This is a genomic window from Nocardia mikamii NBRC 108933, assembly GCF_001613505.1.
GTDB classification, from domain to species: Bacteria; Actinomycetota; Actinomycetes; order Mycobacteriales; family Mycobacteriaceae; genus Nocardia; species Nocardia mikamii.
Map to the genome: position 1 here is coordinate 57,917 of NZ_BDCM01000027.1, position 17,300 is coordinate 75,216.

The 17,300-nt window shown below is 63.7% G+C and carries 21 protein-coding genes; 6 read left to right on the forward strand and 15 right to left on the reverse strand.

Annotation, left to right across the window (positions count from 1 at the left end):
- Positions 1-3: 3 nt before the first annotated feature.
- From NMI01S_RS32445 to NMI01S_RS32470, 6 genes are read right to left on the reverse strand one after another with little or no spacing between them, the layout of a single operon-like run.
- Positions 4-726 carry an SDR family oxidoreductase gene (locus NMI01S_RS32445; RefSeq protein WP_063002562.1) on the reverse strand — a complete coding sequence of 241 codons (723 nt, stop codon included), beginning with the start codon at positions 724-726 and terminating at the stop codon, positions 4-6.
- Complete coding sequence (locus NMI01S_RS32450; protein ID WP_063002563.1) at positions 723-1,124, reverse strand: hypothetical protein; 402 nt, start codon at positions 1,122-1,124, stop codon at positions 723-725. The genes NMI01S_RS32445 and NMI01S_RS32450 overlap by 4 nt, the downstream gene beginning before the upstream one ends.
- 10 nt (positions 1,125-1,134) lie before the next feature.
- Positions 1,135-2,142 (reverse strand): amino acid--tRNA ligase-related protein, encoded by a 1,008-nt coding sequence (locus NMI01S_RS32455; RefSeq protein ID WP_063002564.1) that lies wholly within the window; start codon positions 2,140-2,142, stop codon positions 1,135-1,137.
- A gap of 28 nt (positions 2,143-2,170) precedes the next feature.
- Positions 2,171-3,109, reverse strand: a complete 939-nt coding sequence (locus tag NMI01S_RS32460; protein WP_063002565.1) for a S66 peptidase family protein — start codon at positions 3,107-3,109, stop codon at positions 2,171-2,173.
- 48 nt (positions 3,110-3,157) lie between these two features.
- A complete protein-coding gene (locus tag NMI01S_RS32465; RefSeq protein WP_084513450.1) occupies positions 3,158-4,537 on the reverse strand; it encodes a B12-binding domain-containing radical SAM protein in 1,380 nt (459 codons plus the stop codon).
- A complete protein-coding gene (locus NMI01S_RS32470) occupies positions 4,534-5,580 on the reverse strand; it encodes a radical SAM protein (protein WP_167669977.1) in 1,047 nt (348 codons plus the stop codon). The genes NMI01S_RS32465 and NMI01S_RS32470 overlap by 4 nt, the downstream gene beginning before the upstream one ends.
- A 282-nt stretch (positions 5,581-5,862) precedes the next feature.
- Here NMI01S_RS32470 and NMI01S_RS32475 point away from each other — a divergent pair, with 282 nt between their 5' ends.
- From NMI01S_RS32475 to NMI01S_RS32485, 3 genes are all read left to right on the forward strand, one after another.
- Positions 5,863-6,759, forward strand: coding sequence for a hypothetical protein (locus NMI01S_RS32475; RefSeq protein ID WP_104363970.1), 897 nt, complete (start codon positions 5,863-5,865; stop codon positions 6,757-6,759).
- A 119-nt stretch (positions 6,760-6,878) separates the two neighbouring features.
- Positions 6,879-7,607 carry a hypothetical protein gene (locus tag NMI01S_RS32480; protein ID WP_063002569.1) on the forward strand — a complete coding sequence of 243 codons (729 nt, stop codon included), beginning with the start codon at positions 6,879-6,881 and terminating at the stop codon, positions 7,605-7,607.
- Between the two features lie 311 nt (positions 7,608-7,918).
- Complete coding sequence (locus NMI01S_RS32485; RefSeq protein ID WP_157126485.1) at positions 7,919-8,887, forward strand: hypothetical protein; 969 nt, start codon at positions 7,919-7,921, stop codon at positions 8,885-8,887.
- Between the two features lie 638 nt (positions 8,888-9,525).
- On the opposite strand, the gene NMI01S_RS32490 is transcribed toward NMI01S_RS32485, so the two are convergent.
- From NMI01S_RS32490 to NMI01S_RS32515, 8 genes are all read right to left on the reverse strand, one after another.
- Positions 9,526-10,482 carry an ATP-dependent DNA ligase gene (locus tag NMI01S_RS32490; RefSeq protein ID WP_063002571.1) on the reverse strand — a complete coding sequence of 319 codons (957 nt, stop codon included), beginning with the start codon at positions 10,480-10,482 and terminating at the stop codon, positions 9,526-9,528.
- 278 nt (positions 10,483-10,760) lie between these two features.
- A complete protein-coding gene (locus NMI01S_RS32495) occupies positions 10,761-10,952 on the reverse strand; it encodes a hypothetical protein (protein ID WP_063002572.1) in 192 nt (63 codons plus the stop codon).
- 59 nt (positions 10,953-11,011) lie between these two features.
- Entirely contained in the window at positions 11,012-11,254 is a 243-nt protein-coding gene (locus NMI01S_RS32500; RefSeq protein ID WP_146102205.1) for a hypothetical protein, read from the reverse strand.
- Positions 11,255-11,553: 299 nt separating this feature from the next.
- Positions 11,554-12,066 (reverse strand): hypothetical protein, encoded by a 513-nt coding sequence (locus NMI01S_RS35215; RefSeq protein ID WP_146102206.1) that lies wholly within the window; start codon positions 12,064-12,066, stop codon positions 11,554-11,556.
- Complete coding sequence (locus NMI01S_RS35220; protein ID WP_063002574.1) at positions 12,059-12,247, reverse strand: hypothetical protein; 189 nt, start codon at positions 12,245-12,247, stop codon at positions 12,059-12,061. The genes NMI01S_RS35215 and NMI01S_RS35220 overlap by 8 nt, the downstream gene beginning before the upstream one ends.
- Positions 12,240-12,500, reverse strand: coding sequence for a cold shock domain-containing protein (locus tag NMI01S_RS34535; protein WP_146102208.1), 261 nt, complete (start codon positions 12,498-12,500; stop codon positions 12,240-12,242). Before NMI01S_RS34535 ends, NMI01S_RS35220 begins: the two co-directional genes overlap by 8 nt.
- A 760-nt stretch (positions 12,501-13,260) precedes the next feature.
- Positions 13,261-14,088 carry a hypothetical protein gene (locus NMI01S_RS32510; protein WP_104363979.1) on the reverse strand — a complete coding sequence of 276 codons (828 nt, stop codon included), beginning with the start codon at positions 14,086-14,088 and terminating at the stop codon, positions 13,261-13,263.
- 157 nt (positions 14,089-14,245) lie between these two features.
- Positions 14,246-14,560, reverse strand: a complete 315-nt coding sequence (locus NMI01S_RS32515) for a hypothetical protein (RefSeq protein WP_063002576.1) — start codon at positions 14,558-14,560, stop codon at positions 14,246-14,248.
- Between the two features lie 318 nt (positions 14,561-14,878).
- On the opposite strand from NMI01S_RS32515, the gene NMI01S_RS32520 reads away from it, so the two are divergent.
- On the forward strand, positions 14,879-15,859 hold the full coding sequence (locus NMI01S_RS32520) for a helix-turn-helix domain-containing protein (protein ID WP_218021191.1): 981 nt from the start codon (positions 14,879-14,881) through the stop codon (positions 15,857-15,859).
- 19 nt (positions 15,860-15,878) lie between these two features.
- On the forward strand, positions 15,879-16,259 hold the full coding sequence (locus NMI01S_RS32525; protein WP_281186787.1) for a DUF397 domain-containing protein: 381 nt from the start codon (positions 15,879-15,881) through the stop codon (positions 16,257-16,259).
- An 86-nt stretch (positions 16,260-16,345) separates the two neighbouring features.
- Here NMI01S_RS32525 and NMI01S_RS32530 read toward each other — a convergent pair whose 3' ends face one another.
- On the reverse strand, positions 16,346-16,690 hold the full coding sequence (locus NMI01S_RS32530; RefSeq protein WP_063002578.1) for a hypothetical protein: 345 nt from the start codon (positions 16,688-16,690) through the stop codon (positions 16,346-16,348).
- 268 nt (positions 16,691-16,958) lie between these two features.
- Between NMI01S_RS32530 and NMI01S_RS32535 the strand changes: the two genes are divergently transcribed.
- Entirely contained in the window at positions 16,959-17,294 is a 336-nt protein-coding gene (locus tag NMI01S_RS32535; RefSeq protein ID WP_063002579.1) for a histone-like nucleoid-structuring protein Lsr2, read from the forward strand.
- The last annotated feature ends 6 nt before the right edge of the window (positions 17,295-17,300 follow it).

Here is a 17,300-nt window from a genome sequence, read left to right on the forward strand (position 1 = left end):
TGGTCATTCACCACGCACCGCGAGCCGCACCACCTGACCACTTGCATAGCGCCAGTGTGGCTGGGTCGCGATCTCGATGGCAACTGCCGCCACTTCGCTCGGCGACAGCGCCCGGCCCCAGGGAAGCGACCGGTAGTACTCTTGCGGATCGGTGACACCCTTGAGCGCCAGGATGGATTCGGCCAGCGACGATTCCACCAGCGACGGCGCGACGAGGCTTACCCGAACCCCGTGCTCGGCCTCTTCACGCGCGAGCGTGGCGACCAGGGCCTCGGCCGCAGCTTTGGCGGCGCTGTACGCGCCGTTGCCAGGGCGCAGAGTGTCGGTGGTACTGGAGCCCAGCACCACCACCCCAGCGCTTCCCGCCCGCGCCGCCTCACCGACCGTCTGCCAGAGCCGCACCACCGCAGTGACGTTGTGCGCGAACACCGCATCGAACTCACCGGGATCGGTCTCGCCGACGCGGCGCTTGGACGACGGTGCGCCGATACAGCAGAGAACGGCCGACAGCATCCGTGGGTCCGCCTGTACCGCCGAGCGGAGCTGCTCGGTGCCCTCGTCGCTGGCACCGTCGAAGCGAATCCAGGTGACGCCCATGATCGGCTTCGGCGTTCGCGTGCGGTAGGTAGCAAGCACCGACCAGCCCGCGGCGGCCAACTGTTCGGCGACCGTGCGCCCGATAGCCCCGCTGGCTCCGGCGACAACGGCGAGGCGGTCGTCGGTCACTCGGCCGCGAGTGCCGGTGCGTCAGGATGGTCGACGGCAAACATCTCGAGGAAGCGCATCTGCTCGTCCGGGATCGCGAACACCCGCCCGATGGCCTGGGCGTTGCGCTCGCCCGCTGCGTCGTTGCGGTGCAGGCGGACAACGGTGTTCGGGAAGGCGATCAGCATGTCACCATCGCGCACCAGATGGGCGTAGTACTTCTGCGGCAACAGCGACTCGGACAGCTGTACAGCGACCTGGAGGGCCGTGACGGCGGCGACTGTGAATTCGATGATGTGGATCGGTGTGGCCTCGTCCAGCAGGTGCGGGTACTCCCGGCCCTCGGACGTCACCAGGCCGGCTGGCAGTTCGCCACCGGCGAGGCTCTCACGGATGACCACTGCGCGGTACTGGTCCATTTCAGGTCTCCTAGTGGAAGGGGAACAGTTGCAAGTCGTGGATCGAGCGGCCGGTGAACACCGCCAGCACCCGGTCGATGCCGAGGCCGAAGGTGACCACGTCGCACGGGGCGGTGTCGACGTCGGCATAGAAGTCCGAGGGGCCGTCGTCAATCGTGGTGCCGAACAGCTCGGCACGCAGCTGGGCGTTGGTGTCGACCATTGGCCGATAGTCCGCAGCGGTGCGCAGCTTTAGCCCGCCGTCGGCGCATTCGATGCCGTTGACGATCAGGGAGAACCGTTGTGCACGGCCGGTTTCAGGATCGAGCTGGCTGTTGTGCTTGAGCACAGCGGGGAAGTCGGTCAGCACCGTTGGTGTGCGGAGCCGTAGCTCGATAGCGTGCTTCATGAACGCTTCGGCCACTTCCCAGTCCGCGCCGTCACTGCTGTGCCCGTGGGCGGCCAGCCACTTGCGGGCGGTAGGCAATAGCTCGACGTCGGGCAGCTCGGTATCCAGTCCGAGCTGCTCGGCGACGGCCTCGTTGAAGCGCTGGATGGTGACGTGGCTCAGATCGGCGTGTCCGGCGTGTTGCGTGCCGAACGCGGACTGAATTGCGCTCTGCACCAGCCCGATCGCCAGACGCACACCGCCTGGGAGGTCGAGGTTGTTGGCTGCGGTTTGGAGCATCACGAACTCGGTGGCGTGCATGGAGTCCGGTGTCTCGGCGCGCATTACAGGGCCGAGGTCGAAGACCCGGTCGAAGGCCACCATCAGGCGGCGCAGGAATTCCTCGGGCGAGTGGCGCAAGTAGTAACCCTCGCCGGTGACCGGATCGTGGGTTTCGAACTGCCCGATCGGTGCCGATTCCGGATACCGGGTCAGGACCGGCACGGGTGTCTCGTGGTAGCCGGCGGAGCGCAGGTAGTCCCGCAGGGCCTGGATGAAGAGCAAGCGTCGAGTGGCCAGCTCGCGCTCTTGCTCGTGCTGGTGCAGGAACTGGCCATACCGACGTCGGTCGCTGCTGGTGAGAACGGTCACGACTAATACCCCCGTGTGTGCTGCCTGGTTATTCGCTGGCCCATGGCCCGACCACCTGTAGCGGTGCCCGGCTGTTGGTGTCGATCTGTACCCGCGCGCCGATGGGCAGGGTGTATTTGGTGCTGGTGTGACCGAACGGCAGGCCGGTCAGGATCGGGAAGTCGTAGCTGTCAGCCAGGTCGTGCAACATCGCCGTGGCACCCCAGCCTCGGGAGTTCTCACAGTTCACCAACTCACCGACCACCATGCCGGAAATCCGGTCCAGCACACCCAGATCCCGGAAATGCGTCAGCGTGGCATCAAGCTGCTCGATCGGCTTGCCCACGTCTTCCCACGCGAAAACCGCTCCGTCCCAACTCGGTTCGTACGGTGTGCCGAGAAGGTTGCGCACCGCCGACAAGCATCCGGCAACGAGCGGGCCCTCTGCGGTGCCCGGCCGCAATACAGTGACCGGTGCATCCTTGAGGAGACCGGCCGCCGCCTCGCCGCCGACCATCCGCACGAAATGCTGCACGGTCAGCTGGTCCGGTTCGGGACTGCCCCAGTCCCAGACCACCGAGGGGCCGTGGAAGGTGACCAGGCCGGTCTGGGCGGTGATGGCGTTCAGAATCGCTGTCGGATCGCTCACGCCGACAATAACTTTCGGATGCCGACCCAGTGTGGTGTAGTCCAAGCCGCCGAGTAGCCGGTTCGAGTTCTTGCCTCCGCCGGCAAAGACGATGCCTTTGATGGTCGAGTCTCGGATGAAGGCGTGGAGATCGGCGAGGATCGGCTGTTCGGGCGCGGCCCGGTACCCGAATTCCTGCCTGGCCGTCTCGGAGACCACCACGTCGAAGCCCGCGGCTTTGAGTGCGGTCAGGCCGCGTTCGAACCAGTCGGCGTCGGTGAAGGGCTCCGGCGCCGACGAGGTGACGACGCCGATGCGGTCACCGGGCTTGAGCGCGGGGGGACGGATGGCCTCAGCCATAGGTGGTTTCCTCCAGGATGATGGTCGATAGGACAGCGAACTAGGGCCCTACAGGCGGTCAACAGTGATCGAGGCTGTGGGGGTGAGGCGCATTTGTGTGGCGGCACGCGCTCGCGCCACTGTAGCCGCCGATGTCCACGGCGTTTGCGAATCGTAGTAGTCGAAGTGCGACCAGCCCTCCAGGCTGCTGGGTGGTTCGAAACCGGCTCGCACGGCATCCTCGTAGAGTGGTGTGCCTGGGTATGGCGCGAACAGGTGCACGCGGGTTTCCGGCGTCGGATCGAGCTGCCGCAACTGGTCTATCAGGGCGTAGGTGTCGTCTACCTCATCTTCACGTTCGCCGGGAAAGCCCACGATGAACGTGTAGGACCCGAGCAGCCCATGCGCGGCGATATCCGCAGTGACATCGAGGATTTGGTCGCGGGTGACTTCCTTTCGCACCACCTCGCGGAGCACGCGGTCGTTGCCGGATTCGATGCCCATCAGCAGGCGCGAGCCTCCACTGTCAGCGACCAGTCGCAGCAGCGGAATACGCGCCCGGCGCGCCTTCAAGATGTCGTTCGGATTGATCGATGCCGCCCACCGGATGTCCAGCTCGCCGTCGATGACGCCCTCACAGAATGCGGCGGCACGACGCAGGTTGACGAACCAGTCGGCGTCGTAGAACTTGATTCCGCTCAAGGAGAAACGGCGGCGCAGGTCGTCGATGTCGGCGACCAGCCCATCAGCAGCCATCGCACGGTATTTGCGTTGGTAGGTCAGCTCATAGCAAAACTGGCACTTGTAGACACACCCTTGCGAGCTGATGTAGTTCAGCGTCCGTGGGGCCACGGTTGGATCGTCACGAACGTAGTTCTCGACATCCAACAGGTGCCACGGGTAGTGCCCCATCAGACCGGTGCGAGGCGGATTGACCGGCCCCCGGACCAAGTCACGGCCACGACAGGCAACTAGACCGGGCACATCTTCCCAGGCAGTGTTGGCTCGAAGCGCTGTCACGAAGGCGGGTAGCGCGTTCTGGCCCGGCCCGACCAGCACGGCGTCGACCATCTCGTGTCGCGCCGTCTGGTCGGGCAGCACGTTGACATGGGGACCGCCGAATACCACTGGAGGGCAGTGGGCTCGTTGCTTTGCCGCGCGCACCAATTCGAGAGCGTGGCCGATCTGCCCGCCACCGGTCATGATGCTCACCCCGATACACAGCGCCCGGTCGAGGTATTCATCAAGGAAGCGCTCCCAGCCAGCCATGTCCTGCTGGTTGCCGTCGAACAGCACCACGTCTGCCAGGCCCTCGTCCATCAGCGGCTTGGCGATCGTAAGCAGTGAGAACGGCATCCAGAAGTAGACGTAATCCTTCTCGTGGTCAACCTTGGGATACAACAGGATCACCAACGGTCGTGCGGCGGGTAGCCCGAGAAGACTCATCATGCCCCCACCTCCAGCGACAGCCGTGCCGACGTCCGGAATTCTGCCTGGGTGTACGGCGCTATAGCGCCGTGAACACAGTCGCGCAACCGGTCCTCGTCTGTGACCAGCCCGGCGAGGTCCACCGTGTTGTCCTGGCGCAACAGGCAGTACTGCAACCGCAGATCCGCGGTGAGACGCAACGCCATCAGAGCGTCGTGGCAGGGATAGAACGGGCAGCCGTTGCACACTGGGCCGTACCAGGCGCCGGCCTTGCTGTCCTTGAGCATCAGCCGGAGGCCAGTCGGCAACGTAATGGCAGTCATGGGGTGTCCGAGGCCGCCCTGGGTGATGACCTCCTGCTTCACCGCCACTGCGGCAAAGCGCTCGGCGAACACCTCCAAAGGCGTGTACAGGTCGCGGAGCGTCTTGCCACGTCGGATCGCCAAACGGCGAGCGAAGCTCTCCGCTCCTTCATCCAGATCCTTGATGACATCGAGCAGCTTCAACGTCCGAATCCCGTTGCGGGAGCAGAAATCCGCCAGCGAAGCCACCTCCTCATCGTTGATACCACCCATCACGACGGTGTTCACCTTCACCGGCACACCAGTCTGCACGCAGCGCTGCAACGCACCGATCACCTGCGGCAAATCGTCCACACCGCACAGCTCGCTGTGCAGGTGCGGGTCCAGGGTGTCGATACTCATGTTGAACTGCGTGACCCCCAGAGACGCCAGGCGTTCAGCGCGCTCACCGATACGCGGGTGCCGCGAAATGATCTCGATCTCGGAAAAGCCGACCTCCCGGTGCAGGCGGCGCACCGCGACCTCCAGCGGCTCGTACAACGCCGGATCGCCGCCGGTCAGCTTGATGCTGTCGATCCCGACAGCACGCACTTGGGCAGCGACAGCAATCAGATCATCGACTGCGAGCTCGCTACCCGGAGCAGTCGCAACCGCTTCGCCGGACGGACGGCAAAAGAAACAAGCACGGCCGCAGCGCGCGTTCAGCGTGACCCGGAACTGCGGCAGACGAGGCGCTTCAGCGCGGCTATTGCTGACATCCATAGCTGTCATGGTCTGCCCGAAAAACGCTCAGCGTCAACGAAATACCCGTCTTCGCACTGTCATAGATAATCTTGCCCACCCCGCGAGATGCTGACATTACTGACACGCCCGCCGTGAGTCTGGCGGGTTGGGGACCGCTGCGACCACGAGCGGCTGGAGACCAAGTGGTGACACGAAGACACAGACCAAATTCTTCCGAAGAGGTCACTTACCCGTCTTGCGCTGCGGGCCTCCCTAAATGGTTGATGTTCCTTGTCGGTGGTGCCGTCTACTGTGCCCGGCATGTCCCTGGACCATCTTGCTGATATCGCAGTCGAGTTGGCTGCGACAACCGAGGACGCACTCCGAAACTCGGTGGACGAGATCGAACGCGCTTCGCGCAGTTGTGGTTTAACGGTTGTGCCGGCGAGGATCGAGTCCAGCGGGATCGTTCTCGATCCGATGATGAACGCCAGTGGCGTCGTTGACCTCGCTGCCTCCGTCAACGCCAGGATGATGTACCTGGATCGCGAACTTGCGGACACCGCACCGATCATCGCCAGCATTCGAGACCATGACGTTGCACCTGAAGACAACCAGGCGTGGAACTCGCTTCTGGCGGCCCTCCGGAAGATCAACGGATTCACCTGCCGGATCGAACTCGGATTCGCACACGCCGGCATCGCTCATACCTGGGCTTGTGGAGCCTCCTGGATCGATGACTTCGAAGAAATCGCCGACACCGTCGCAACCATGACGACAGCCCCTCCGGCCCGTCCCAACGACGACGAAGCAGACAGCGCACTCGCCGAGACCCTTGCGTCGGATCCAGCATTCCGGCGCGGTCGCACTAGACAGGAACACGAAGCTGCTGCTCATGCGCTTCCCGCCGTAGCGGCGCTGCAAGATACCGACAGTCCCTGGAAGACCATAAGCATTATCCAGCGCGCTCAGAACCTGCTCCAACAGCAGAGCTATGCACTGGTTGATGACCTCGAGAGCCGACTCGACAAGCTGGCGGAATCACTCGCATCAACCGATGAGTTCCGTACGGCCAGAACGGCCGAAGGACGCCGGAAAGTCACACAAAAGTGGCTCATGACGCATCACACCAACGGGCTCCGGATGCCGAACGCATTAACCGCCGAACTCGCCGCTGCCGCATCCCGCCACCCCGGACCACAGCTCGGCCTGCTCTGAGTCCCGGCTCGACACAGCTGCAACACCAGCGCAGGCGTCGGCCATAAGGGCCGGAACCAGGGATGCGCTACACACGTTCATCTGTGCGAGGGCAGGGGGCCAGAATGAGAGGCAGTCCGGTGGGGAATCTGGTGTTGTTGGTGGTTCTCGTCGCAGGCGTGGCATCCGCGGTGGCGTACGGCCATTTCAAAACGATCCGGCTGGGCAATCTATCCGAAGACGATCTCGATGCCATGGCACGAGATTTCGTCTGGGCTGCGCGGACCGCGCCCGGCCCATGGGCGTGGATGATCATCAAGGACTGGCACAAAGACGCTGGCCTCACGCTCGCTCAGGTCATACAGGTACAGAGGTACGCACAGCGGCGGGGATGGATATGGCTCCCCCGCCGGAACTTTCTCGATGTGGCGGCCGGAATTCCCTCCCCAGCAGTCCAACTCACGCAACAGGGATACGACATGAATCATCGGCACGAACCCGGCCCGTCGATCAACTTCGCCGGGCCCGTCGTCGGCAACCCGACCATCGCACAGTCGGGACGCGACCAGAGCGTCGTGATGCAGATACGCGATCCGCAAGCGAACTCGGCCCCCCAGCAGATCAACTGGCCTGCGTTGGTCGAAGCCATCCGCCACGATCAACCAGGCCTGTCGAGCTATGACCGCGCCGCCACCGAACAGATCATCAACGACATCACCGACGCGGGCACAACGGGCCCCGAACCGGACCGCTCCCGGGAGATCTTGTCTTGGCTGCGCGACAAGATTGCCGGGTCCGTGGCCAGTAGCGCCGGAAGCGCCTTATGGTCGGCGACCGCAAGCTTCTTCGAGTCCCTCAATGACCGATAAGGCATTACAGAACGCTCGTCGAGTCGGCCGAGCCACGACCGCCGCCTCAGCGCGGAGCCGGTGAATACGCAAATGCCGGTTTCCCAGTTCCGAGTCACCGGCTCGACCGAGCCCACGAACCGCACGAAACAGTTACCTTGAACTGATCGCGATCGCGGCGAAACGCTGTGACCTCCACGTTCTTCCAAGCACATTAGACTCGTACACAGATTGTCAGCGGGTTGGCCGTGGAAGCGGCAGGGAAGGACCGCATGAGAAGCGAATCGGAGTCCGCCGCATACGAGTCTCTGAAACCCGAGTACCGCGCAATCGTGGACATCGTCGACCTGTTTCCGCGTGGCGTCCAGGCGAGACGGATCGCGAAGATGACGCAGCCGCGGTCCTGGGAGATCAAGGACTACGACCTTGATGCCCGCCAGATCAAGGCCGTTCGTGACAAGCTGGCGAGGCTGGAATCGAAGGGGTTCGTCACGATCGAGCGGACCCTCGAGTACGGAAACATCTACCGCCCGGTGAACAGTGACTACGACATGGCGAACTGGACACTGGAGCAGGGACTGGAGTTCTATGCCCGCGAGCGGGCCGATCAGACCGGTACCGACCAATGTGCGGTCGCGGCGTATTCGATGATGCTGGGCGTGTGGCGCAACACAATCGTCGAGGACGCGCATGCGAGCGGCGGGGTGAACCGCATCAGCGATGGCGAGATGTTCGCTGCCAACGTGGCCACCTTCCGGATGATGCGTGACTTCCTGGAAGCCGCCGACCGAACACACGCCGCATGGCAGCGACTGGCTCACGAAGTGATCCGCCCGGATCGCCTCGCGGCAGGATCGAGGACCATCGCGGATCTCCTCGGCGAGTACTACGACCAGTGGGCAAAACACGCTGGCAGCACGTTGATGTACTACGCCGAATTGACCGAGGCCGACGATCACGACATGGCTTGGTTCATCTCGGTGAAGTCGTGCTTCGGCAGTGTGCACCGACACTGGTTCGGGATGCCCGAGTGGCCACACCTCGTGAACGCGTTTGTCGACAAGCCATTTTCGGGAACGCGGCCTTTGCATGACTACAACGAAGACGACGCCTACAGGTATCCCAGAATGGTCGAGCGAGCCCGCACACCCCGAGTGCTGCCGATCACGGCCGAGGAACTGCGCGCCGGCTTGCTGAACGGCCCCGACCACATGGACCCGGATGTGCTGAACTGGTGCGTCCATGACGGGATCGGATTCCTGCGAATCCCTCACGACTCAAACAACAGTCCTTCGCTCTAGGCACCCTCAACAAATAGTCGAAGTTCCAGCCCGCCCGACTGGCGCGCGCCCGAGGCAACTCCCCGCGCGGCCCGCTCGGCGAAGACCGCCAGGCGCTCTCGGGTCGACACCGTCCCCGACTCATAGGTAACAGCTCTAACTCAGCCCCGGGTGAAATCTCCGGCCAACCGGACGACGGCGACGCCTACGCGACAGCGAACAGCGCTCCGCCCCGGGTCGGTTGCGTACGGCATGGTTGCTGGCCAGCCGTCCCGGTTTGTCATCAAACCCACCATTTAATGACCGACGTCAACCAACAACACCCGCGCTCACCAACGTTAGTAAGCGATATCACAGCCGCCGATTGGCAGCATTTCGTCGTATTTGCAGTTCAAGCGCTCACGTACCCAACGACACCCGATGCCGTCAACGCTTGACAACGGCGCGGGTCGCACGCTAACTCCGTGCGAGTACATGGAGTTACCCACGACCTCACCCACTCCTGAATGCCGCGCCAGTTGTGGGCCGCCGGGAGCATGGTTCGTCACCGCCGATAAAGATGCCTCCGGAGGAATGCATCGCGTCGGTCCAGACCAGTCCGCCAGTGCGGCGGTCGTCGAACCTCACCTACAAAATTGCTCCCCGGACCGGGCATCGCCTCAATCCGGCAGGCCCACATCGCGGGCATCCTGATCGGTGCGGAGCCCGGCCCAGCTGGGATGGCGCAGTGTGGTTGTGAATTCCCGGTAGTACACCGTCGCCACCAAGCCGGGCTCGACCCAGTACGCCGGCACCGACCCGAACCGCGGCGGCGCCGCGAACGGGCTCGCCGGGTGGGCGATCTCGTCCAGGCGCGCCTGCAGGACCCGCCGCTGCGCCATCGAGAACCCAGTGCCGACGTTGCCGACGTAGACCAGCTCCCCGGCCGGGGTGTGGGCGCCCAGGATCAGCGACCCGAACACGCCGATGCGGGGGCGGCTGCCCGAGATCCAGCCCGCGACAACCACATCCGCCGACCGCCGAAGCGGGGTCTTGATCCACGAGCGTGACCGCTGGCCGGGCCGGTAGATCGAGTCCAGGCGCTTGGACACGATGCCCTCGAGGCCGTGCTCGGCGGCGGTGTCGAGCATCTGCGCGGGCGCGATATCGGTCCAGTACGGCGGAACCCGTATCAGGGTGCCGGCCAGATCCAAGTCGGCGAGCAGGTCGCGGCGTTGGACGTAGGTAAGCGGTGTGGTGTCGGTGTCGTCTAGGGCGAGGATGTCGAAGACGAACAGCTGCACCGGAATCGAGGCGATCAACCCCGCCGGCGGCCGCGCGGTATGCATTCGATGCTGCAACCGCCGGAACGAAGGAATCCCGGTCGGCAATTCCGGGGCGACAACCTCACCATCGATCACGAACCGCCGACCGGTCGCGGTGTCGGCAAGCGCGGCGGTCAGCTCCGGAAACGATGCCGTGGCCTCTCGCCCGTTGCGGGAATAGAGCCTGGGCTCCCCGTTGTCGAGGGCGGTGATAGCGCGCATGCCGTCCCACTTCATCTCGGTCGCCCACAGATCCGGGTCCTCAGGCGGCCGCCCAGCGGTCGCCAGCATCGGCGCCGGCACGCGTCCCATACCCAGTAGCGTACTTTCGGCAATCACCCAGCGACGGAGCGGCACCACCCCACCACACGCGGCTGACCAGCACTGATTGTCCAGCAGGGGGTGCGTCTGCCGCATCAGGCAACCAGTTCCGGCCGCGTGACGTCGTTCCGGACATGACTATCCCGCAACCACACCCCGAGGTCGCCGAACGCTGGACTCAGGCCCGGATGCGCAACCTGCTGGCCCGCACCTTCGGGCGACCGCAGATCGCGCGCCGAAACCGGCTGCGCGAGCGGCGATGCCAGGGCTCAGCGCCCGGGTGCGGTGCCCCCGGCGGGGATGAGCAGCCGCAGTGGCCACCAGTACGGATACGAACCTGATGCCTGGGCAGTTTCTCCAGTCGGCGCGATGAGTGCCCGTGCGTCGTCTTCGATCTCGACGATCTCGAAGACGTTGTCGCTGTCCGCCGACTTCTTGACCAGGGAACCTACCTCCAGCACACGTCAACAATACGAGACCCGACCGGGCGGTCTGACAACAGTGAGCCGAGGCGGCGCGTCTAGGACGTCGCCGCGGTGGGCCGGTGGAGATCTGGGCGCACGGTCGTGGTGTACGTGCCGGCGACGCCGCTGCGGGACGTCACGAGGTACGCGACGACCTGTCTGTCGTCGTTGGGGTTGCGGTGGACGCTGGCGACAGTGCCGGTGTGCTTCTTCGCGCCCGGATCGCCGGGCTCAGCCGGGCCGCCGTCGATGTCGCTCCACCACTCGATGCGATCACCGACCGCGAACACCTCGCCCATACCGCGACTATCCCACCCCATCCTCGCCACGGGCGCGGGTGACCAGCTCGACCGATGCCCGTCGCGCCGCGAACCCGGATCCCGGTTGAAATCGCGCGCCGACCTGTCCGGCGGCGACCGGATCGGCTATGTCGTCCCTCCCGGGCACGCCGCGCGGTAGTCCGCACCGACTTCGACCACGCCTCCGGCGAACTCGTTCAGGTGTGGTCGAAGACTCCGCCCACCGGCGGGACGGATTGAGTGGTGGTCCGGTGGCCGGGAAAATACTGGACATGGGAAGTAAAACAATCTTCATACATTCAAAAGTTGGGTCGGCGATCCACAAAATCAGACGGACTACGGGAAATTACATGCTGGACAGCGTGAGTCGGCCTCGTTTCCCGTCCCTTGATACTGCGACGGAGGCGGGTATAGCGAGCGCGAGCTCTTGTTAGCGTGACAACTGCTCGGTGGTACAGCACATCGTCGAAGCGGGAGTCTCCACGGTAGCGGGCACAACGGCGGTATTCGAACCATGCGCGGGCAACAGCATCGACAGCGGCGCCGATCTCCCGGGATGAGACGGCGTGGTTGATGTCATCGATCAGCCGTGCTCGCACGAGTGCGCTGACATCGTCAATGCCCATCTCCCACAACAGCACTGTCCCGGTTTCGCAGGTGCTCGTAGCGGCAGTGTCGGGATCGATCCAATAATCCGCCGTCGCCAAGAGAAACGCAGCTCGCAGGATCACGGCTGCAGGGTGCTCGAAGGGCACATCCCCCTCCATCGCGGCTATCAGCCGACAGCTGGTCGGCAGTACCGTGTCAGTCATCGGTGCGTGCCTGTGGGATGTTGCTGCGACTCGCCTCGTAGCGATACCACAGGGTGTAGATAAGGTTATCGAGCTGCTGAAGAATCTCAGGCTCTGGTGTCGCCGAGGCGAGGGAGCAGACGATGGTCGGCGGCTGGGTCTCTCCGGCCGGGGAAATGTGCGGGTCCAATGGTTCAGTCATTCCGGTAACCGCCCGTGTTGTGGTCTTGATGGGATGCTGGAGTTGGTTGATGCACGATGCGAACGTTGACCGCTTTCCGGCCGTTGCGGCTGGGGACGACGTCGTAGGTGACGGTGTCACCGGCAGCAGGAGGGTTGGCGCCTTTGTCGTACAGACCGGAGAAATGCACAAAGATGTTCTCCTCTCGTGAACCACCGGCGATGAACCCGTATCCACGATTCCTGTCGTAGCACTCCATAATTCCTTTCTTCACCGAGCAGGGGGTCCTTTCATATCTCGGCGCGCCATGAAGAGGCACTCTCCTACGGGTTCAAGCTGGCGTCCCGAGAGACGGCTGCGGTGATCGCCTCGCCGATCGCGGCCAGCGCGGGGCCGGGCCAGACCCGCAGCGAGTGCAGTCAGACTCGATGGGGGTTGCCGGCGGTAGGGGGCACGACCGTGGCGTTCCAAAGCACTGGTATCGCACCTACTTTGAACAACAGACGCGTCGTGCGTTCGGCATCGTCCGGCGAGACAGGCGCATCGCCCAGCAGCGCCCACAAACGATGTCCGCGCCGATCGATCGAGAATGCTGGAACTGTGTCGAGAAGTGCGACCACTGCACGGCCCAGCGCAGGGGAAATCAACACTGAGACACGGATATCGCCGTGAGATGAATGGCACCTGTTCGCGGATCAATGTGTGCATCGAGCCCGAATTCTGAGCGGTAGACTCTGCATCTATCCTCGCTCTCGCGCTTATTTTGACATCCAACCTGTGGAACGGCCACAACGGTCACTTTTTGTTCCTTTCAAAGTCGTGGAATTTCGACAGGACGCACGGCTGCCGTTTCCGCACCGTGCGTCGGCTATCTCGCGCCAGGCTCCCGTGCTTCACACAGGACTCGACTACGGAACGGTCAACACGCCCGGTCGCCGGAATGCGCTGGTGTCGGGTCTCTGCGAGAGACCTCTGGGGTGTGTCCAGCGTTGGAGCCGGTCGCGCAGCGGATCTGGTACCGTCCCGCTGCCGCCTCAGCGAGCCGGGCTCGGCGCCGTGTCCGCGAGTGGGATTTCAGCATGGGTGATCGTGCCGCCGGTGGGCGCGGTGCAGCGTGAAACACGTGTGCACCGTTGGCGGACTAGATCAGGGATAGGCTCGTGGGAGTGGTTCTCGGATTCGTGCACCTCGATAAGGAGGGCGTGCGTTGTTCGCTGGAGCCGTACTCTGATCTCGTCCAGTACCTCGACCGGTTCGGTCGGCATCCGAGCTTCGATGAGTGCGCACAGTACGGCCTCGACGTCGGTGCGGAGGTAGCTCAATCCGGCCTGCGACAAATGCCACCACGCCTTCAGGGATGTAACTTCCAGCGCCGCCGCGAACGCTTTCACCGGGAATTCCCCGACCAGGACTGGAGCGGCATCGGTCTGCGAAATCCTGGCCACCGGTTCGGGCAGACACAGCAGGCGCGTCTGCGCGTGTATCCGTGAAAGTTGCTTCAACGCAGTCGTTCTGGACGTGGCGAGCCCGTCCAGGTGCTCGGGTCCCGGGATGATGACGGTGCCGCCATGGGTGCGTAGTTCGGACAGCAGTGCCTGCCACGCCACTGCGCGCGTGCGGCGCCGTCCTGACTCGAGCAGACGGCCCACATCCATTCCCCGCTGCTCAGCGGTGGCGGAGACCGTGGGTATCAGCTGTCCGCTCATTGAGCGGTCTGCGTCGATGATCAACGACCACAACGCATCAGCCGGGGGAACCGGTTCTGCGAACACCCGCCGGAGACGACCGCCGGATTCCGCTGCTACCCGGCCGATTCGCTCCTCGACTTCGCTCGACGGGCGCGGCAGCAACGCCAGCTGCATGTATCCATATGTCGGTACAGCCGTCATCAGGTTCGGCCTCCGGATTCGAAACGGAGTGCGTGGAGATTCCCGGCGTGAAATCCGCTCCGCAGGTGGACAATTCCTCGATGGGTTTGTCGGCTGGGTCGACGCCGCCGTCTCGTGAGCTGTATGCGTGTCACAGCGTCACCTCGCGGACATGCGCGCGGGCTCGTGTCGCCAGCATGTCGAGAAGCACGGCCTGCGGGACCGTCATTCCGGACAGGTGGCCCGGGGCGGCGATCACGGTGTGCGCGTCCGCGCGGCAACACTCGCACACCAGGTCCAGATAGGCGGTCGGCACGATCGTTTCGGGTGAATGCTCTCGGAAGACGGCAGCCATCTGGAAACCCAAATGCTGAGCCGCCTGGGTGATCTGCTGCTCGGCGCGATCACCGTCATCGACGAGATCCATCCGCAAATACCCGTATGCCAGGGGCAACAGTTTGGTCATCAACGACCTCCCGGCACGGCATCGACGGTCGTTTCGACCGCTGCTTGCGCGACGGGAAGGCGCATGTCGCGGCAACGGGGCGTTAGCGGCTGGTGTGACGTTGGGGAACTTATTCGCTGAGCAAACATCGGTCCCACCTCCATGTCTCGCTTGCTTCATCAGGCCGGCACGCCGGTTGCGTGCTGTGACCGCCTGACATCCCGCCGGTCACAGGCATGGCGCTCATGGCCGGGAGTCAGTGACCTACGCGTTGTGAGCGGGCCCGGCGGCTGCCGTTTCCTGCGCGGCGTGGCGATCCCTGACACATCGAATAGTCACATGAAAATTCACGTGAATCAATACCGATATTTTCACGTGTCGTATCATGTTGAGAATCACCTGGTCGTCGTGCCCGAATCCGCGATCGGGCAGACTGAGCAGGCTCGCGACGACCAAAAACTAGGAGGGCACATGGCGATTCGGGGCGACTCCGCGGCTGTGGCGTACTTGGTCGGCGCCGAACTCTCGGCCAGGCGGGCCCAGGCCCACAAAACGATCGCCGACGCGGCGAAAGCTCTCGGCTGCTCGAACGCCAAGATCCACAACATGGAGTCCGGACGCAATCAACAGCGACCCGACGAGGTCGAGACGTTGGTGCGGTTCTACGGTTCGAGCCAGGTCGATATCGACAGGTTGTGCGCCCTTGCAGCCTCGGCTGACGACCGCGCGGCGTGGTGGGCGCCCTGGTCGGACGTCGTACCCGATTGGCTGAAGACCTTCGTCGGATTGGAAGGGCTGGCAACGCACGCCCACATCTACGCACCCCAAGTACTCCCAGCTCTGGTGCAAACTTCGGGCTACAGCCTGGCAGCGACCGAGGGCGACATGCGGGTGCGCGCCGATCACAACGACCGCGTCGTCGCGTTACGTCAGGAGCGACAACGCAGAGTTACCGAAGGCGAGGACCCGCTCGAACTCGAAGTCTTCATCGAGGAAGCCGCACTCGACCGCCCCATGGGGCCGCCCGAGGTGATGACCGAGCAGTACCAACACTTGCTCGACCTCGGGGATCTGCCGAATGTCTCACTCCGTCTGCTGCCGATCAGCATCGGCCGCCATGACGCCATCGCTGGACGTTTCGTCCTGCTGGACTTCGCCGAAGCGAGCTCGATCGCGTACGTCGAGATGCGCCATGGTGCCGTCTACCTGCAAGAGTCGCGGGTCGTCGACGGGTACGCTAAAACTGTCGAACAACTGCGCGACGTTGCACTCTCCGCTGCAGCAACAGCGGAAGCCATCAAAGAGCGCATCAACGCGTAACGCACCACCGGGAGAGATGATGTTTACCGGCCCACGACGTGCAGGCCGCAGGACCAGTACCTACAGCGACCACGGCAACGGATGCGTGGCAGTCGACTTCCTCAGCGACTCGACCGGCTCCCACACGGCCCTGATCGAAGTCACTGACACCAAACTCGCCGACAGCCCAGCCATCCTGTTCACACCGGCCCAGTGGTCGGCGTGGCAAGACGAAGTCGCATCGAACGAACTCACCAATACCAACGGATGTGTCAACGTCACCGCAGCCGACGGGACGTGGCGGGTCGATGCAGTTGACGGAACCGCCACCTTCCTGTTCAACCAGACCGAGTGGAGAGCCTTCCGTAAAGGCGTGCTCGACAACGAGTTCGCCGCTGATGTCGCTTTTGCCACCACGTAAGCCGATACGGAGTGGCCCGGTTCGGCGAGGCGGGTCGGGGTGAGTCGCCGGAACTGGAACCGATCGGCCGAACCCGCGAGTCCGAGCTAATGCGCACCCTGGCCGTGCTCAGCGGATGGGGGTATCCCGATCTCGTGCGGCAGGCTGCGGGGATTCAGGGCGGCGAACCACCTGGTTTTGAACGCTTGTGCAGCCTGGGGATGCTGCGGACTCGCTTGCATGTACCACGCAAGCGCCTCGTCGGAGCGGCCGAGGTGATCGAGCAGCCGGCCGAGCGAAAACATGGCGCCGAAGTTGCCGACCCTGTGGTGCTGATTGCACAGCAAGATCAAGTTCTGGTAGTCATTGCGTGCGGCGGCCGTCAGCGGCGAGTCGCCGCGCGGCCCGTTCGGACTATCGGCAACAATGTGGGCAATTTCGCCGAGTGCCACCAACGGATCATCAGGTGTAGCAGCGGCAGTGAGAAGCCGCCGACAGCTCGGAAAGGCGCACAAGTTGCCAGAACGCTGAAAAAGCTTGCGCTGCTCCCGCACTGGCACCGCCACCCCAGCCACACCTCCCCCACTTCCTAGTCTCTGTGGCCGACCACCACACGAACCCAGTGTGCCAGGCGAAAACTTAGCTCGAGCGGCGCGTCGCCAGCATGATCAACTTAAAGCTCGCTGCTCGAACGCTTCAACAGTCTGTGAAAGGAATCCCATGGCAAGGAAGGTCATCGTCGAACTGGTCGACGACTACGACGGCAAATCCAAGGCTGACGAGACGGTGCTCTTCAGCCTCGACGGCGTCGACTACGAGATCGACTTATCGGCGAAGAACGCAGGCAAGCTGCGTAACATCTTCGAGCAGTGGACCGAGCCTGGTCGCAAAGTGGGACGCATCTCCCGCAGCAAGAACAGGGGCGATGCCCGGACGGTGGCCGATAAGAAGCAGACTGGCGCGATTCGCACGTGGGCCAGGAACAACGGCTACACCGTGTCCAGCCGCGGACGAATCCAAGCGGACATAATCGAGGCATACAACGACGCGAGATAGCGCCGC

Bases quoted from the DNA above. Each gene is read 5' to 3' on its own strand.
- NMI01S_RS32450 (WP_063002563.1), bottom strand. From the start codon at position 1,124: ATGGACCAGTACCGCGCAGTGGTCATCCGTGAGAGCCTCGCCGGTGGC.
- NMI01S_RS32460 (WP_063002565.1), bottom strand. From the start codon at position 3,109: ATGGCTGAGGCCATCCGTCCCCCCGCGCTCAAGCCCGGTGACCGCATC.
- NMI01S_RS32465 (WP_084513450.1), bottom strand. From the start codon at position 4,537: ATGATGAGTCTTCTCGGGCTACCCGCCGCACGACCGTTGGTGATCCTG.
- NMI01S_RS32470 (WP_167669977.1), bottom strand. From the start codon at position 5,580: ATGGATGTCAGCAATAGCCGCGCTGAAGCGCCTCGTCTGCCGCAGTTC.
- NMI01S_RS32475 (WP_104363970.1), top strand. From the start codon at position 5,863: ATGTCCCTGGACCATCTTGCTGATATCGCAGTCGAGTTGGCTGCGACA.
- NMI01S_RS32490 (WP_063002571.1), bottom strand. From the start codon at position 10,482: ATGGGACGCGTGCCGGCGCCGATGCTGGCGACCGCTGGGCGGCCGCCT.
- NMI01S_RS32500 (WP_146102205.1), bottom strand. From the start codon at position 11,254: ATGGGCGAGGTGTTCGCGGTCGGTGATCGCATCGAGTGGTGGAGCGAC.
- NMI01S_RS35215 (WP_146102206.1), bottom strand. From the start codon at position 12,066: ATGACTGACACGGTACTGCCGACCAGCTGTCGGCTGATAGCCGCGATG.
- NMI01S_RS35220 (WP_063002574.1), bottom strand. From the start codon at position 12,247: ATGACTGAACCATTGGACCCGCACATTTCCCCGGCCGGAGAGACCCAG.
- NMI01S_RS32510 (WP_104363979.1), bottom strand. From the start codon at position 14,088: ATGCAGCTGGCGTTGCTGCCGCGCCCGTCGAGCGAAGTCGAGGAGCGA.
- NMI01S_RS32515 (WP_063002576.1), bottom strand. From the start codon at position 14,560: ATGACCAAACTGTTGCCCCTGGCATACGGGTATTTGCGGATGGATCTC.
- NMI01S_RS32520 (WP_218021191.1), top strand. From the start codon at position 14,879: ATGAAAATTCACGTGAATCAATACCGATATTTTCACGTGTCGTATCAT.
- NMI01S_RS32525 (WP_281186787.1), top strand. From the start codon at position 15,879: ATGTTTACCGGCCCACGACGTGCAGGCCGCAGGACCAGTACCTACAGC.
- NMI01S_RS32535 (WP_063002579.1), top strand. From the start codon at position 16,959: ATGGCAAGGAAGGTCATCGTCGAACTGGTCGACGACTACGACGGCAAA.